The following is a 15,500-nucleotide window of genomic DNA, read 5'->3' on the forward strand; positions in this document are numbered from 1 at the left end:
GAACGAGTGAGGCGCTCGTCGGCCGGCACGGCCGAATATGCCCCTCTGCCGCGCCGGCGTCAAGCCCTGGAGCGCGGCGTCAGCCGATGCGCGTACCGATCGCGCCGACGACCGCCTCGAGGGGCTGGCCCGACGCGTCACGCTTCGCGCCGCTGTCGGGCAGGGTGCGCGCCGTGCCGTCGGGACCGACCGCCAGTGCGGGGGAGCGGCCGACCCAGGCGAGGTGCAATGCGTCCTCGCCCTTCAGGAAGCGCTGTGCACGCACGCCACCGGTCGCGCGGCCCTTGGCCGGGAACTCGTCGAAGTCGCTGACCTTCGCGCTGCCAGGGTCGGTGCCGAGCAGGGTGTCGGTCGTCGCCGCGATCGTGACGACGACCGCCTCGGGCACGTCGTCTGCTGCGATGCTCGTGAAGTGCACGACATGCGCGCCGCTGCCGAGGTTGATGCCGGCCATGCCGCCGGCGGGGCAGCCCTGCGGCCGCACGATCGCGGCGGGGAAGCGCAGCAGTTGCGCGTCGGTGGCGACGAACACGAGCTCGTCGGTCTCATCGCCCTGCACGGCTCCGACGACCTCGTCGCCGGCCTTCAGCCCGATCACCTCGAACTCCGGCTTGTTCGGGTATGCCCCGGTGGCGACACGCTTGACGACGCCCTGTTTCGTTCCGAGCGCGATGGAGCGGTCGGAATCGAGCGAGACGATCGCGAGGACCTTCTCGTCGCGGTTCGGCAACGCGAGGTAGTCGCCGATCTTGACGCCGGCGCCGAGCTGCACCGAGGTCGGCGGCAGCATCGGCAGATCGACGGGCGTGAAGCGGATGAGTCGGCCGAGGCTCGTGACGGCGCCGATCTCGGCGCGGCTCGTCGTGTCGAGGGTCGAGCGGATCGCGTCGTGCTTGCTGCGACGGGCGGGAACGGTGATGACGGGCGCGCCCTCGTCGCCGACCGGCAGGTCGACGCGTGCGATGCGCCCGGTGGCCGAGAGGAAGACCCGGCACGGGACATCTGCGACCTCGAGCACGGCGGCGGCGCGCTTGGCGGCGGCGCCGGCGATGCTCGGGCGAGCGTCGGTGAGGAGCGTCCGCCGTGGGGTGCCGAAGCGCTCGGCGATCTCGGCGAGCTCGTCGGAGACGAGGGCTTCGATGCGGTGGCGGCTGGCGAGCAGCGCCTCGAGCTCTTCGATCTCGGCGCGCAGCTTGTCGCGCTCGGCCTCGAGTTCGATGCGCGAGAACTTCGTGAGACGGCGCAGCTGCAGCTCGAGGATGTAGTCGGCCTGCACCTGGCTGAGGTCGAAGACCTCGATCAGTCGTGCACGGGCGGCGGCGGTGTCGTCGCTGCCGCGGATGAGCTGGATGACCTCGTCGATGTCGAGGATCGCGATGAGGAGGCCGTCGACGAGGTGCAGACGCTCGCGCCGGCGGGCGAGCCGGTACTCGGAGCGACGGGTGACGACGGAGATGCGGTGCGCCACGTAGACCTGGAGGAGCTCGCGCAGGCCGAGCGTCTGCGGGCCGCCGTCGACGAGTGCGACGTTGTTGATGTTGAACGAGTCCTCGAGCGGCGTGAGCCGGTAGAGCTGTTCGAGCACGGCGTCGGGGCTGAAGCCTGTCTTGATACCGATGACGAGCCGCAACCCGTTCGTGCGGTCGGTGAGGTCGGTGACGTCGGAGATGCCGTTGATCTTCTTGGCGTTGACGCCGTCCTTGATCTTCTCGATGACCTTCTCGGGGCCGACGAGGTAGGGCAGTTCGGTGACGACGAGGCCCGTCTTGCGGGCGGTGATCGACTCGACGCTGACCCTGGCGCGGGTTTTGAAGCTGCCACGGCCGGTGGCGTAGGCGTCCTTGATGCCCGAGAGGCCGACGATCGTGCCGCCCGTGGGAAGGTCGGGACCGGGCACGAACTCCATGAGTTCGTCGAGCGTCGCGTTCGGGTGCGCGATGAGATGCCGTGCGGCGCCGACGACCTCGATGAGGTTGTGCGGGGCCATATTGGTCGCCATGCCGACCGCGATGCCGCTGGCGCCGTTGACGAGCAGGTTCGGGTAGGCGGCGGGGAGCACCTCGGGCTGGGTGAGCTGGTTGTCGTAGTTCGGCACGAAGTCGACGACGTTCTCGTCGAGTCCCTCGGTCATCGCGAGCGCGGGGGAGGCGAGGCGGGCCTCGGTGTAGCGCGACGCGGCGGGGCCGTCGTCGAGCGAGCCGAAGTTGCCGTGACCGTCGACGAGCGGCACTCGCAGGGTGAAGGCCTGCGCCATGCGCACGAGGGTGTCGTAGATCGCCGTGTCGCCGTGCGGGTGGAGCTTTCCCATGACCTCGCCGACGACGCGCGCCGACTTCACGTGGCCGCGATCGGGCCGGAGCCCCATCTCGTTCATCTGGTACAGGATGCGCCGCTGCACGGGCTTGAGACCGTCGCGGGCGTCGGGCAGCGCTCGCGAGTAGATGACGGAGTACGCGTACTCGAGGAACGAGCCCTGCATCTCTGCGGCGACGTCGACGTCTTCGATGCGCTCGACGATCGGGTCTTCAGCGGGCTGATTCTTTGCTCGGGTCATCCGTCGTCTCTGGGGCGGGCGTGCCGTGCACGCAGGGAACAGGGGCGCGCCCGGCCTATGCCAGACTGGGCGCGATGTCTGCCATGCTACCGGTGCCCGCCGACACCGCCCCGCGCCTTGCCGGAGTGCTCGGCAGTTCGATGTCCGCCGTCCAGGGCGTCCCGAACGATCTGGGCCTGCCGCAGGCGACGGCCGTCGTCGTCGTGCTCGTCGACGGGCTCGGCGCCTCGAACATCCAGACGCGGGCGGGTCACGCCAGGTTCCTCGCCTCACGCATGGCCAAGCGCGATGTGCTCCGCACGGTCTTCCCGTCGACGACCGCGGCGGCGATCGCGACGTTCGCGACGGGCCGTGCACCCGGCGAACATGGACTCGTCGGCTACCGCGTGCTCGACGCCGCCCACGATCGGCTCGTGAACCAGTTGAGCGGATGGGACGCCGGCATGCGCCCCGAGGTCTGGCAGCGCGTGCCGACCCTCTTCGAGACGATGCGGGCGGCGGGCATCCCGAGCTACGCGATCGGCGCGGCCCGCTACGCCGACTCGGGCTTCACGAACGCCGTGCTGCGCGGGGCCGAATACCGCTCGGGAGCCTCGATCGCCGACCGCTTCGCCGAGGCCGATCGCATCCTCGCCACGGGCGAGCACGCGGTCGTCTACCTGTACGTCCCGGAACTCGACCAGGCCGCGCACGCGCACGGCTGGGAGTCCGACAAGTGGCTGGGCCAGCTCGAGACGCTTGACAGCGAACTCGCGGCCTTCGAGCGACGGATGCCCCGTGGCGCCGGTCTCCTCGTCACCGCCGACCACGGCGTCGTCGACGTGCCGGCGCATCGCCACGTGTTCGTCGACGACCGGCCCGAGCTGCTCGTCGGCGTGCGGTATGTCGGGGGAGAGCCGCGGTGCCTCGCCCTCTACTTCGAACCCGGGCTCGAGGCATCCGCTCGCACCGCGCTCGTCGAGCGCTGGCGTGAAGCCGAAGGGCACCGCTCGTGGGTGCTGAGCCGCGACGAGGCGATCGAGGCGGGGCTCTACGGTCCCGTCGACGACGAGGTGCGCGATCGCATCGGCGACGTCATCGTCGCCGCACGGGCGGGCATCGCGTACTACGACGGCAGGGAGGCGAACCGTCAGGCCGAGGCCATGATCGGGCAGCACGGGTCGCTCAGCGACGAGGAGACCCGGGTGCCGCTCATCCGCGGGGGAGTCTTCAGCCGCAACTGATGCGGGGGACGTTCACGGAAGCTCGAGGCGGGCGATGACGCCGCCCCGAGCCATCCGGATCATTCTGGGTAGTTCCAGCGCTTGACCTGCGGCTTCGGCAGGCGGAGCGGGCGGAGCTGCAGCGCGCGCATCGCGGCGTACCAGCGAACGCGCTCGACCTTGTCGGCGCCGAACTTCGCGGCGAGCTTCTTCGTGAGGATGAAGCCGAGCACGACGGAGTCGATGACCGCGACGAGGAAGAAGGCCCAGAGCGAGAGGATGCCGATGGACTGCACCTCGGGGCTCGGCACGAACGTCAGCAGGATCACGGCGAACATCACGGGGATGAGGATCTCGCCGATGCTGAACCGCGCGTCGACGTAGTCGCGCACGAACTTCTTCTGCGGGCCGCGGTCGCGAGCCGGCAGGTAGCGCTCGTCGCCGACAGCCATGCCGACGCGGGCGCGTTCGCGCGACTCCGCCGCCTTGGCACGGGCCTGCTTCGCCGCTTCCTTGCGGTCGTTCGGCACGAGCGGACGCTTGCGCGCCGCCTCCTGCTGCGCCCGGCTCGGCGTGGGAGCACCCTTGCCGGCCTTCAGGCGAGCCTGGGTCTCTTCGAGCGTCTCGGCGCTCGGTTCTTCGGTGTTGTTCGGGTTCTTGGCCACGGGATTCCTCGAATCGGTTCCCCTTAAGATTACCGGCATGACCGAGTCTCATCCCGCCGCCGGCGGAACTTCCGACCCCTCCTCCACGAGCGACGCCCTGCGCGGTGCCGTCGAAGCCGCCTTCCCAGCCACGATCGCCGATCTCACGCGGCTCGTGAAGATCCCCTCGGTGTCGTGGGCCGCGTTCGACGACGCGCACGTCGAGGCGAGCGCCGATGCCGTCGCCGAGCTCGTGCGCGGGCTCGGCGTCTTCGACCTCGTCGAGATCCGCCGTGCCGCGATCGGCGAGGGCGAGGGCGCGGATGCCCCGCTCGGCAAGCCTGCGGTCGTGGCGCGCCGCGCCGCCCGCAACGGGCGGCCGACGGTGCTGCTCTACGCGCACCACGACGTGCAGCCCCCCGGAGAGGACGCGGACTGGGAGTCCGCGCCGTTCGAGCCGACGCTCCGCGGCGACCGCCTGTACGGACGCGGCGCGGCCGACGACAAGGCCGGCGTGATGGCCCACATCGGCGCCATCCGCGCGCTCACCGAGGTGCTCGGCACCGACTTCGACCTCGGCATCGCCCTCTTCATCGAGGGGGAGGAGGAGTCGGGCTCGCTCTCGTTCGCCAACTTCCTGCGCGAGAACCGAGAGCTGCTCGAGGCGGATGCGATCGTCGTCGCCGATTCGGGCAACTGGGACCTCGAGACGCCCGCGCTGACGGTCGCGCTCCGCGGAGCCGTGGCCTTCCGCATGCGGGTGTCCACGCTCGCGCACGCCTCGCACTCCGGCATGTACGGCGGCGCGGTGCCCGACGCGATGCTTGCGGCCATCCAGCTGCTCGCGACGCTGCACGACGCCGACGGCTCCGTCGCGGTGGCCGGGCTGACGTCGGCGGACCTCGAGACGCCGGCCTACGACGAGGCGCAGCTCCGCGCCGAGACCGGCCTGCTCGACGGCGTCTCGCCGATCGGGCGCGGCGAGATCCTCTCGCGCATCTGGGCGCAGCCCGCGATCACCGTCACCGGCATCGACGCGCCCACAGTGGCCAATGCCTCCAACACGCTCGTCCCGAGCGTCGCGGTGCGCGTCAGCGCCCGAGTCGCGCCCGGCCAGCGCGATGTCGACGCACTCGCGGCGATCCGCAGCCACCTGGAGCAGCACGCGCCGTTCGGCGCGCAGCTCGAGTTCGATGCGGTCGAGCTCGGCAACCCGTTCCTCGTGGACACCTCGGGATGGGCGGTCGCAGAGTCGAACGCGGCGATGGCGGAGGCCTGGGGCAAGGAGCCGGTCGAGATCGGCGTCGGCGGCTCGATCCCGTTCATCGCGGAGCTCGTCGCCGAGTTCCCCGCCGCGCAGATCCTGGTGACCGGCGTCGAGGACCCCGACTCGCGGGCGCACAGCCCCAACGAGTCGTTGCACCTCGGCGTCTTCCAGCGTGCGCTGCTGAGCGAGGCGCTGTTCCTCGCCCGACTCGACGCGCGGTCCGAAGATTCCTGAGAGCGCGCAGGATGCGGTCTCCGCTCCGGCGGTTACCATAGAAGAAGGTTCCGCGTTCCCTGACGCACCGAGGAGAGACATGAGCGACACGATCACCGAGACCGCGCACGGCGTGAAGCTGAGCGACCCCGCCGCCGACAAGGTGCGCAGCCTTCTCGAGCAGGAGGGTCGCGACGACCTCCGTCTGCGCGTTGCGGTGCAGCCCGGCGGTTGCTCGGGCCTCATCTACCAGCTCTACTTCGACGAGCGCCTGCTCGACGGCGACGCCGTCGTGGACTTCGAGGGCGTCGAGGTGGTCGTCGACAAGATGAGCGTGCCGTACCTCGACGGTGCCTCGATCGACTTCGAGGACACCATCCAGAAGCAGGGATTCACGATCGACAATCCGAGCGCTCAGGGCAGCTGCGCGTGTGGTGACTCGTTCCACTGAGCCACCGGGAAACACTCCGAAGGGAGGTCGCTGATGCGACCTCCCTTCGTTGTTTCCGCCGATCGAGCCGGAAATCGGTGATTCGACGCGCCCGACACCGGGCCTGAGTGCACACCCCGGGGGTCGAGTCGGAGTAGGCTAGACAACGATCACCGCGCTTCACTGTGAAGCGCCTTCGAGTCTCCCGAAAGGTTACCGGTGCGCAACAACCGCCGTCTCCGATGGGCTGCAATCCCGATCGCAGCGTCGCTCAGTCTCGTCCTCGCAGGGTGCACACAGGCCCAGCTGAACGGATTCCTCCCCGGATTCGTCGAGGGGGAGGCGCCGGTAACGAACCATACCGAGCGTGTCTCAGGCCTCTGGGTCACCTCGTGGATCGTGCTGCTGATCGTGGGTGTCATCACCTGGGGTCTGACGATCTGGGCCGTCATCGCCTACCGTCGCCGCAAGGGCCAGACCGGCCTGCCGGTCCAGCTCCGCTACAACATGCCGATCGAGATCTTCTACACGGTGATCCCGCTGATCCTCGTGCTCGGTTTCTTCGCCTTCACGGCACGCGACCAGCAGGCGATCGAGCAGCGCTTCGCTGAAGAGGACATCGACGTCAAGGTCGAGGTCATCGCCAAGCAGTGGGCATGGGACTTCAACTACGTCAACGAAGACGTGTACTCGCCCGGCATCCAGGGCCAGCTCTCCGAAGAGGGGCCCAAGGGCTCGCTCGTCCAGGAGGAGCTGCCGACCCTGTACCTGCCCGTCGGTGCGAACGTCGAGATCGAACTCGAATCGCGCGACGTCATCCACTCGTTCTGGGTCGTGGACTTCCTCTACAAGAAGGACATGTTCCCGGGCAAGACCAACTACATGTCGTTCGTGCCCGAGCGCGAGGGCACCTTCGCCGGCAAGTGCGCCGAGCTCTGCGGTGAGTACCACTCGCTCATGCTCTTCAACGTCGAGGTCGTCTCTCAGGCCGAGTACGACGACTACATCGAGTCGCTTCGCGACGCCGGCCAGGAAGGCCAGCTGTCGAACGAGTACGACCGCAACCAGAACCTGCCCGGAACGGGCGCGCCCGAATTGAAAGAGGAGCACTAAGCCGCGATGAGCACCACGACCGCACCGGCTCGCCCCTCAGCGAGCACGCTTCCGTTCGGCGCTTCCAAGGTCGAACGCAAGGGCAACATCCTCGTCAAGTGGATCACGTCCACCGATCACAAGGTCATCGGGTACATGTACCTGATCACCGCGTTCATCTACTTCTGCATCGGCGGCGTCATGGCGCTGATCATCAGGGCACAGCTCTTCGAGCCGGGCCTCGAGATCATCCAGACGCGTGAGCAGTACAACCAGCTCTTCACGATGCACGGCACGATCATGCTGCTGATGTTCGCGACCCCGCTCTTCGCGGGCTTCGCGAACGTACTCATGCCGCTCCAGATCGGTGCGCCCGACGTCGCGTTCCCGCGACTGAACGCCTTCGCGTACTGGCTCTTCAACTTCGGTTCGCTGATGGCCGTGGCCGGCTTCTTCACCCCGCAGGGCGCCGCGTCGTTCGGTTGGTTCGCCTATCAACCGCTCGCATCGACGACGTTCTCACCAGGTGTCGGCGGCAACCTCTGGATGCTCGGTCTCGGTCTCTCGGGCTTCGGCACGATCCTCGGTGCGGTGAACTTCATCACCACCATCATCACGATGCGTGCCCCGGGCATGACGATGTTCCGCATGCCGATCTTCACGTGGAACACCCTCGTGACCTCGATCCTCGTGCTCATGGCCTTCCCGGTGCTCGCCGCGGCGCTCCTGGCCGCGGGTGCCGACCGCATCTTCGGAGCCCACGTGTACGACCCCGCCAACGGCGGCGTCATCCTGTGGCAGCACCTCTTCTGGTTCTTCGGCCACCCCGAGGTGTACATCATCGCCTTGCCGTTCTTCGGCATCGTCTCCGAGATCTTCCCGGTCTTCAGCCGCAAGCCGATCTTCGGATACAAGACGCTGATCTACGCGACCATCGCGATCGCCGCGCTCTCGGTCACGGTGTGGGCGCACCACATGTACGTCACCGGTTCGGTCCTGCTGCCGTTCTTCGCGCTCATGACGATGCTGATCGCCGTGCCCACAGGTGTGAAGATCTTCAACTGGATCGGCACGATGTGGCGGGGCTCGATCACGTTCGAGACGCCGCTCATCTGGTCGCTCGGCTTCCTCATCACCTTCGTGTTCGGTGGCCTCACCGGTGTCATCCTCGCGTCGCCGCCGCTCGACTTCCACGTGTCCGACACGTACTTCGTCGTCGCTCACTTCCACTACGTCGTCTTCGGTACCGTCGTGTTCGCGATGTTCGCCGGCTTCTACTTCTGGTGGCCGAAGTGGACCGGCAAGATGCTGAATGAGACGCTCGGCAAGTGGCACTTCTGGCTGCTCTTCATCGGCTTCCACACCACGTTCCTCATCCAGCACTGGCTCGGAGTCGTGGCGATGCCCCGCCGGTACTACTCGTACCTGCCTGAAGACAACATCACCTGGATGAACCAGCTGTCGACCATCGGCGCCGGGATCCTGGCGGTCTCGATGATCCCGTTCTTCCTGAACGTCTACATCACTGCTCGTCGGGCACCGAAGGTGACCGTGAACGACCCGTGGGGCTACGGCGGATCGCTCGAGTGGGCGACCAGCTGCCCGCCGCCGCGTCACAACTTCACGTCGATTCCGCGCATCCGTTCGGAGCGTCCCGCGTTCGACCTCAACCACCCCGAGGCCGGCATCCCGGTCGGCATCGGTCCGGCGAAGGATGCACCGCAGTCGCCAACGTATGACGCTGCTTCGGAGGAGATCAAGTAATGCGCGCCAACGTCAACCTCTTCTGGATCCTGACGGTCTTCCTCGCGATCGTCGCGGCGGTGTACGGCTTCTGGTCGGCAGCCGAGTCGGTCACGGGGCAGCCCGAGTGGGCGGGCACCATCACCATCGCCCTCACGGCGATACTGAGCGCGTTCATCGCGTTCTACCTCGGTCGTGTGCACAAGGCACAGGGCGCCGAGCTGCCTGAGGACCGCCTCGACGCGAACATCGACGACGGCGACCCCGAGCTCGGCTTCTTCAGCCCGTGGAGCTGGTGGCCGATCGTGCTCGCCGGCGCAGCGTCGCTGATGTTCCTCGGACTCGCTGTCGGCTTCTGGATCTCGTTCATCGCCGTCGGACTCGGCATCATCGCCCTCGTCGGCTGGGTGTACGAGTACTACCGCGGCAACTTCGCCCGCTGATCTCAGCCGGCTGATCGAACGGCCCCGTGCGCATCGCGCACGGGGCCGTTTTCCGTGTGTGTGTGGGCTCATTGACGGCGGCATGAACGGGAGAGTAACGTCCGTTTCGCGGTCGTGTTGACCTCGCACTGGTGGGTCAGTGTGCAGCCCGGTCGCATCCAGAGCGAATCATCGGCATGGCAGCATTCTCGGCCTGCAAGGAGATCATGATGAGACGGCGACTCTCGAACCTGACTGCAGCGCTGTGCGCGGTGGTCGTTCTCGCAGGATGCGCAGAGGCGGCTGCTTCCGCCGGTGTCGCGCCGCTCATCCGCGAAGCCCTGCCGTCGATCGAGGCATCATCGCAGCAGGAGAGCGAGCTGGAGGACGGCGTGACGGAAGAGGAGTATCGCGCAGCCTTCACCCGGTTCGAAGCATGCATGGACGACGCCGGCTCTCCTCTGGTCCGGGTTCACCGGAACGACTCCATGATCGAGTACTCGATGCGGGCTGAGGCGTACGACGCAGGCGTGAGCGACCGGTGCTACATCGCCGAGTTCCAGCAGGTCGACGAGCGGTGGCAGTTCCTGAACAAGGACGAATCCGTCGCGAATCGTGCCAACCGAGCGTGCCTGACCGCAGCCGGTGTGACACCGAAGACGACAACCGAGGACGTCTGGGCGCAGATCCTCGAATCAGGTCTGGACCCGACGAAGTGCGCGCAGGAGTACGGCCCCGAATAGGAATCAGGTCGGGTCGTCCGCTTCTCGCCGAGGTGCCGGCTACGCCCGTGCGAACGCGACGACGTCGATCGATACGGTGACGGCGAGGTCACCATGGGAAGTCCCGCCATCGCTGCGATGATGTGCGGCCGGTCCCATGTCGACCAGCAACTCGCGAATGCCGACATCGGTGGTGAGTCGGTACTCGACCCTCGTCGTCTGCAGCGGGGTGAAGCCCACCGCGCTGAACTGCGTCGTGACGAGCTCGGCCTTGCCCTCGGGGACGTCGAGCGCAGCGCCCAGACGTCGCAGTTCGATGAAGTGGTCGGCTGTCGGCACGACGATGAGCAGGAGGCCACCAGTGCGCACGATGCGCGCGAACTCGGGAGGATTGCGTGGGGCGAAGACGTTGATGGCGACATCGGCGCTGACGTCGCGGAGGGGGAGCGGACGCCAGAGGTCGAGCACGACTCCGGTCGAGCCGGGCACGGCGCGCATGGCCATGCGTACGGCCGTCGGTGAACGGTCGGCGAGCAGCACGGAGCCGCTCTCCACCGCTGCTGCCAGGCCGTGAGCATAGTAGCCCGTGCCGCAACCGAGATCTGCGATCCTCAGGTCGGACTGCGTTCCGACGACGTCGGCATCCGCACTCGACCCGATCGGGGGAGGAGCGTCGTCGTCTCCGCGCGCGATCGAACCACGCACGGATGCGACGAGAGCGTCGACGATCGGCGCATAGGCGCCGGACTCGAGAAGGCCGGCGCGGGCCTCGAGCATGTGACGATCATCGCCGACGGTGCGAGGCGCTTTCGGGGGAAGCAGCGTGACGGCGCCGTGCTTGGCAAGGTCGAAGCGATGCCCGAGCGAGCAGCCGAGGACCCGGTCGGTGATCGGTTCGAGGTCGTGAAAGCAGTTCGGGCACCGCAGCCACGTCGAGTCGATCGACATGGCGCGGTGCCCGAATCCGTCTGACGGGATCGTCAGTGGTGGGTGTCGTGGCCGGACTCGAGCTCGCCCCTCGTGACCGGCGCGATGCGGTCTTCGAAGAACCAGCGCGAGAACGATGCGCGCAGACGCTGTCCGACCGTGATCTTGCCACGCGCGTTCGGACGGATCATGAGCGGCGCGTAGCTCTCGTAGCTGACGAGCTTCCAGCGGTCGTACTCGTCGAGGGGCTGGTGCACCTCGATGAACTCGCCGCCCGGCAGCTTCACGATGCGTCCGGACTCGTAACCGTGCAGCACGATCTCGCGGTCCTTCTTCTGCAGCGCGATGCAGACGCGCTTCGCGATGAAGTAGGCGACGAACGGGCCGATGATGACGACGGCCTGGAGTGCGTGGATGACGCCCTCCATAGTGAGCGAGAAGTGCGTCGCCAGGATGTCGGAGCTCGCCGCAGCCCAGAGGCCTGCGTAGAACGTGACACCTGCTGCACCGATCGCCGTGCGGGTCGGAGCGTTGCGCGGACGGTCTGCGATGTGGTGCTCGCGCCTGTCGCCCTTGATCCAGGCCTCGATGAACGGGTAGATCAGCACCAGCACGATGAACACACCGATGACGATGAGCGGCACGAGGATGTTGAACGACCACGTGCGGTCGAGCCAGACGAACTCCCAGCCCGGCGGGATGAGTCGCAGGGCGCCGTCGGCGAAGCCGATGTACCAGTCGGGCTGGGTACCGGCGGAGACGGGGGAGGGGTCGTACGGGCCGTAGTTCCAGATCGGGTTGATCGTGAACATCGAGGCGATGAGCGCGAGCACACCGAAGATGATGAAGAAGAACCCGCCGGCCTTGGCCGCGTAGATCGGGAGGATGGGCGGGCCGACCGCGTTCTGCTGGGTCTTGCCCGGGCCGGCGTACTGCGTGTGCTTGTGCACGACGACGAACACCAGGTGGAGCGCGACCAGGGCGACGACGAGCGCCGGAAGCAGCAGGATGTGCAGCGTGTAGAGACGGCCGACGATCTGGGTGCCGGGGAACTCGCCGCCGAAGAGCAGGAACGAGGTCCAGGTTCCGATCAGCGGGATGCCCTTGACCATGCCGTCGATGATGCGGAGGCCGTTGCCCGAGAGCAGGTCGTCGGGGAGCGAGTAGCCGGTGAAGCCCTCGGCCATCGCGAGGATGAAGAGAGTGAATCCGATCACCCAGTTCAGCTCGCGCGGCTTGCGGAACGCACCCGTGAAGAAGATGCGCAGCATGTGCAGGCCGATGGCCGCAACGAAGAGCAGCGCAGCCCAGTGGTGCATCTGGCGCACGAAGAGGCCGCCGCGGATGTCGAAGGAGATGTCGAGTGTCGACGCCATGGCGACCGACATCTCGACGCCCTTGAGCGGCACGTACGAACCGTCGTAATGCACCTCGACCATCGAGGCCTGGAAGAAGAACGTCAGGAAGGTGCCCGAGATGAGCACGACGACGAAGCTGAAGAGCGCAACCTCGCCGAGCAGGAACGACCAGTGGTCGGGGAAGGCCTTACGACCGAGTTCCTTGACGAATCCCGCGATGCTCGTGCGCTCGTTGACGTACACGGACGCAGCTGACGTGAACGACCGCTTCTGCGGCGCGGTTGCGGACGGTGCGGTGGTCAATTGCGCTCCCAGAAGCTCGGGCCGACGGGTTCTTTGAAGTCGTGCTGCGCGATGAGGTATCCCTCATCGTCGACGGCGATCGCAAGCTGGGGCAAGGGACGCGCTGCCGGGCCGAAGATGACCTCGCAGTGGTTGGCGACGTCGAACTGCGACTGGTGGCACGGGCACAGCAGGTGGTGCGTGTGCTGTTCGTACAGTGCCACAGGGCATCCGACGTGGGTGCAGATCTTGGAGTACGCGACGATGCCCTCGTACGACCAGTTCTCCTTGCCGGGAGCCTCGTTGAGCTCGCTCGGCTCGAGGCGCATGAGCAGCACCGCTGCCTTGGCCTTCTCTTCGAGCTTGCCGTGCTCGAGGTCCTGGAGGCCCTCGGGGATGACGTGGAACGCGCTGCCGATCGTGACATCGGCGGCCTTGATGGGCACGCCGGACGGGTCGAGCGCGAGGCGGGTGCCCTTCTTCCACATCGTGTGGCTGAGCAGCTCGACCGGCACCTGGTCCTGCGGTGCGAAGCCGCGGAAGAGGACGACGGCCGGCAGCGGGAAGACGAGCAGCGCACCGATGAGGCTGTTGCGGATCGCAGCACGGCGGGTGAAGCCGGACTCCTGGTCCGAATCGGTGAACACCTTGACCGCAGCAGCCTGGGTCTCGGGCGAACCGCCGATCGGGTGACGCTCGTCGATGAGTTCGACGTCCGCCATGATCGCCTTGCCCCAGTGCACAACGCCGAAGCCGATGGCGAGCAGGGCGAGCGTGGCACCGAGGCCGAAGAACATGTTGTTCAGGCGGACCGCGCCGACGTCGTTCGACTCGATCGGGAACAGCATGTACGCAGCGATCGCCCAGACGCTTCCGAGGATCGACAGGTAGAACAGCGTGTAGACGGTACGCTGGGCACGCTTCTCACGCTTCGGGTTCTCGTCGGTGACTCGGGTGCGGTGCGGCGGGAAGCCGGGGTTCTCGAACGAGTCGGCTGCGATGACCGCAGTACCCGGCGAGACGGCAATGTCGTGCGCGGCGTGCGACGAGTCGGCAGCGGCGAGCTCTGCGCCGCTGTGGTCGTCCTGTGCCATGGTTCTCCTTCTTCAGTACTTCTGTGCCGGGGCGTGCGCTAGTTGGACTTCGCCGTGATCCACACGGTGATCGCGACGATCGCGCCGAGACCGAAGATCCAGATGAACAGACCCTCTGCGACCGGCCCGAGGGAGCCGAGTTCGATACCGCCGGGCGAGCGGTTGTCCTGCAGGTACTTGAGGTACGTGATGACATCGCGCTTGTCTTCGGGCGAGATGTTCAGGTCGTTGAAGACCGGCATGTTCTGCGGGCCGGTGACCATGGCCTCGTAGATGTGCACGCCCGAGACGTCGGTCAGCGGGGGAGCGAACTTGCCTTCGGTGAGCGCACCACCGGCACCGGCCACGTTATGGCACATCGCGCAGTTGATGCGGAAGAGCTCTGCGCCGTTCGCCGCGTCGCCGCCGCCGTTGACGAGGTGGTCGCTGGGGATCTCGGGGCCGGGGCCGAGCGACGCGACGTAGTAGGCCAGCTGCTGGATCTGCTCGTCGGTGAACTGCACGGGCTTCTGCTGCGCCTGCGGGCCCTGCATCTGCATCGGCATGCGGCCGGTGCCGACCTGGAAGTCGACGGCGGCCGCGCCGACGCCGATGAGGCTCGGGCCTTCGCCGGTGCCTTCGGCGGACATTCCATGGCAGGTCGCGCAGTTGGCCTGGAAGAGCTTCTTGCCCTCTTCGATGGTCTGCTGCGAGTTCGGGTCCACTTCGGCCTGCGCGATGGTGCCGCTGCTCAGCGCGGCGTATGCACCACCGGTGAAGACGAGGCCGAGTGCGAGGAGCGCGACGGTGGCGAGCGGGTGCCGACGTCCGGTGCGTCGCTTCTGGCGAGTCATGGGTATCTTCCTGTTCACGGGCATGCTGTGCTGACGCTCCTGATGCGACTTACTTGAGGACGTAGATGACGAGGAACAGCCCGATCCACACGACGTCGACGAAGTGCCAGTAGTACGAGATGGCGATCGCGCTGGTCGCCTCGCGGTGTCCGAAGTTCTTGACCGCGAAGACGCGGCCGATCACGAAGAGGAAGGCGATCAGACCACCGGTCACGTGCAGGCCGTGGAAGCCGGTCGTGAGGTAGAACGCCGAACCGTAGGCGTTGGAGTCGATCGCGATGCCCTCGGAGACCAGGGTCGCGTACTCCCAGATCTGGCCGGCGACGAAGATCGCGCCCATGGCGTAGGTGAGGAAGAACCACTCGACCACGCCCCACTGGGTCGGCTTCCATCCCGTGGCGTACGGCTGGAGCCGCTCTGCCGCGAAGACGCCGAACTGGCAGGTGAAGGAGGAGAGCACGAGGATGATCGTGTTGGTCAGCGAGAACGGAAGGTTCAGCCGATCCGCCTCGAAGGCCCAGAGCTCTGGTGATGTCGACCGCAGCGTGAAGTAGATCGCGAAGAGTCCCGCGAAGAACATGACCTCGCTGCCGAGCCAGACGATCGTTCCCACCGCTACGGTGTTCGGTCGTTTGATCAGGGGCGCGCTCGCCTGATAAGTGATTGAGGTGCTCGTCACCCTCCTATTATGGCTGAAACGAGGGCTGAGTTTTCGTC

At 67.0% G+C, this 15,500-nt stretch carries 14 protein-coding genes; 7 read left to right on the forward strand and 7 right to left on the reverse strand.

The window, feature by feature from the left end:
- Positions 1-79: 79 nt before the first annotated feature.
- The gene (locus tag ASE14_RS01960; protein ID WP_056649996.1) at positions 80-2,554 is read right to left on the reverse strand and encodes a DNA topoisomerase (ATP-hydrolyzing) subunit A; all 2,475 of its coding nucleotides are present in this window, start codon (positions 2,552-2,554) and stop codon (positions 80-82) included.
- A 74-nt stretch (positions 2,555-2,628) separates the two neighbouring features.
- On the opposite strand from ASE14_RS01960, the gene ASE14_RS01965 reads away from it, so the two are divergent.
- Positions 2,629-3,777 (forward strand): alkaline phosphatase family protein, encoded by a 1,149-nt coding sequence (locus ASE14_RS01965; RefSeq protein WP_056649998.1) that lies wholly within the window; start codon positions 2,629-2,631, stop codon positions 3,775-3,777.
- Between the two features lie 59 nt (positions 3,778-3,836).
- On the opposite strand, the gene ASE14_RS01970 is transcribed toward ASE14_RS01965, so the two are convergent.
- On the reverse strand, positions 3,837-4,421 hold the full coding sequence (locus tag ASE14_RS01970) for a DUF3043 domain-containing protein (RefSeq protein ID WP_056650001.1): 585 nt from the start codon (positions 4,419-4,421) through the stop codon (positions 3,837-3,839).
- A 37-nt stretch (positions 4,422-4,458) separates the two neighbouring features.
- Between ASE14_RS01970 and ASE14_RS01975 the strand changes: the two genes are divergently transcribed.
- From ASE14_RS01975 to ASE14_RS02000, 6 genes are all read left to right on the forward strand, one after another.
- The gene (locus ASE14_RS01975) at positions 4,459-5,901 is read left to right on the forward strand and encodes a dipeptidase (protein WP_056650005.1); all 1,443 of its coding nucleotides are present in this window, start codon (positions 4,459-4,461) and stop codon (positions 5,899-5,901) included.
- 79 nt (positions 5,902-5,980) lie between these two features.
- The gene (gene erpA, locus ASE14_RS01980; RefSeq protein ID WP_056650008.1) at positions 5,981-6,331 is read left to right on the forward strand and encodes an iron-sulfur cluster insertion protein ErpA; all 351 of its coding nucleotides are present in this window, start codon (positions 5,981-5,983) and stop codon (positions 6,329-6,331) included.
- Positions 6,332-6,529: 198 nt separating this feature from the next.
- Positions 6,530-7,423: a cytochrome c oxidase subunit II gene (gene coxB / locus ASE14_RS01985; protein ID WP_056650011.1), complete on the forward strand. Its 894-nt coding sequence runs from the start codon at positions 6,530-6,532 to the stop codon at positions 7,421-7,423.
- 6 nt (positions 7,424-7,429) lie between these two features.
- Positions 7,430-9,166 (forward strand): cytochrome c oxidase subunit I, encoded by a 1,737-nt coding sequence (gene ctaD, locus ASE14_RS01990; RefSeq protein ID WP_056650014.1) that lies wholly within the window; start codon positions 7,430-7,432, stop codon positions 9,164-9,166.
- Positions 9,166-9,588 carry a cytochrome c oxidase subunit 4 gene (locus ASE14_RS01995; protein WP_056650017.1) on the forward strand — a complete coding sequence of 141 codons (423 nt, stop codon included), beginning with the start codon at positions 9,166-9,168 and terminating at the stop codon, positions 9,586-9,588. The genes ctaD and ASE14_RS01995 overlap by 1 nt, the downstream gene beginning before the upstream one ends.
- Before the next feature lie 176 nt (positions 9,589-9,764).
- Positions 9,765-10,310, forward strand: a complete 546-nt coding sequence (locus ASE14_RS02000) for a hypothetical protein (RefSeq protein WP_056650020.1) — start codon at positions 9,765-9,767, stop codon at positions 10,308-10,310.
- Between the two features lie 39 nt (positions 10,311-10,349).
- Here ASE14_RS02000 and ASE14_RS02005 read toward each other — a convergent pair whose 3' ends face one another.
- Genes ASE14_RS02005 through ASE14_RS02025 form a run of 5 tightly spaced genes read right to left on the reverse strand, consistent with a single transcriptional unit; the run spans position 10,350 to position 15,462 of the window.
- Positions 10,350-11,237 carry a putative RNA methyltransferase gene (locus ASE14_RS02005; protein WP_056650023.1) on the reverse strand — a complete coding sequence of 296 codons (888 nt, stop codon included), beginning with the start codon at positions 11,235-11,237 and terminating at the stop codon, positions 10,350-10,352.
- Between the two features lie 32 nt (positions 11,238-11,269).
- Complete coding sequence (locus ASE14_RS02010) at positions 11,270-12,877, reverse strand: cytochrome bc complex cytochrome b subunit (RefSeq protein WP_056650026.1); 1,608 nt, start codon at positions 12,875-12,877, stop codon at positions 11,270-11,272.
- Positions 12,874-13,950, reverse strand: a complete 1,077-nt coding sequence (locus ASE14_RS02015) for a ubiquinol-cytochrome c reductase iron-sulfur subunit (RefSeq protein ID WP_056650028.1) — start codon at positions 13,948-13,950, stop codon at positions 12,874-12,876. Before ASE14_RS02015 ends, ASE14_RS02010 begins: the two co-directional genes overlap by 4 nt.
- 38 nt (positions 13,951-13,988) lie before the next feature.
- Positions 13,989-14,783 carry a c-type cytochrome gene (locus ASE14_RS02020; protein WP_056650031.1) on the reverse strand — a complete coding sequence of 265 codons (795 nt, stop codon included), beginning with the start codon at positions 14,781-14,783 and terminating at the stop codon, positions 13,989-13,991.
- Between the two features lie 49 nt (positions 14,784-14,832).
- On the reverse strand, positions 14,833-15,462 hold the full coding sequence (locus ASE14_RS02025) for a heme-copper oxidase subunit III (RefSeq protein WP_082599945.1): 630 nt from the start codon (positions 15,460-15,462) through the stop codon (positions 14,833-14,835).
- Between the last annotated feature and the right edge of the window lie 38 nt (positions 15,463-15,500).

The organism is Agromyces sp. Root81 (assembly GCF_001429165.1).
In the GTDB taxonomy this organism is placed as follows: domain Bacteria; phylum Actinomycetota; class Actinomycetes; order Actinomycetales; family Microbacteriaceae; genus Agromyces.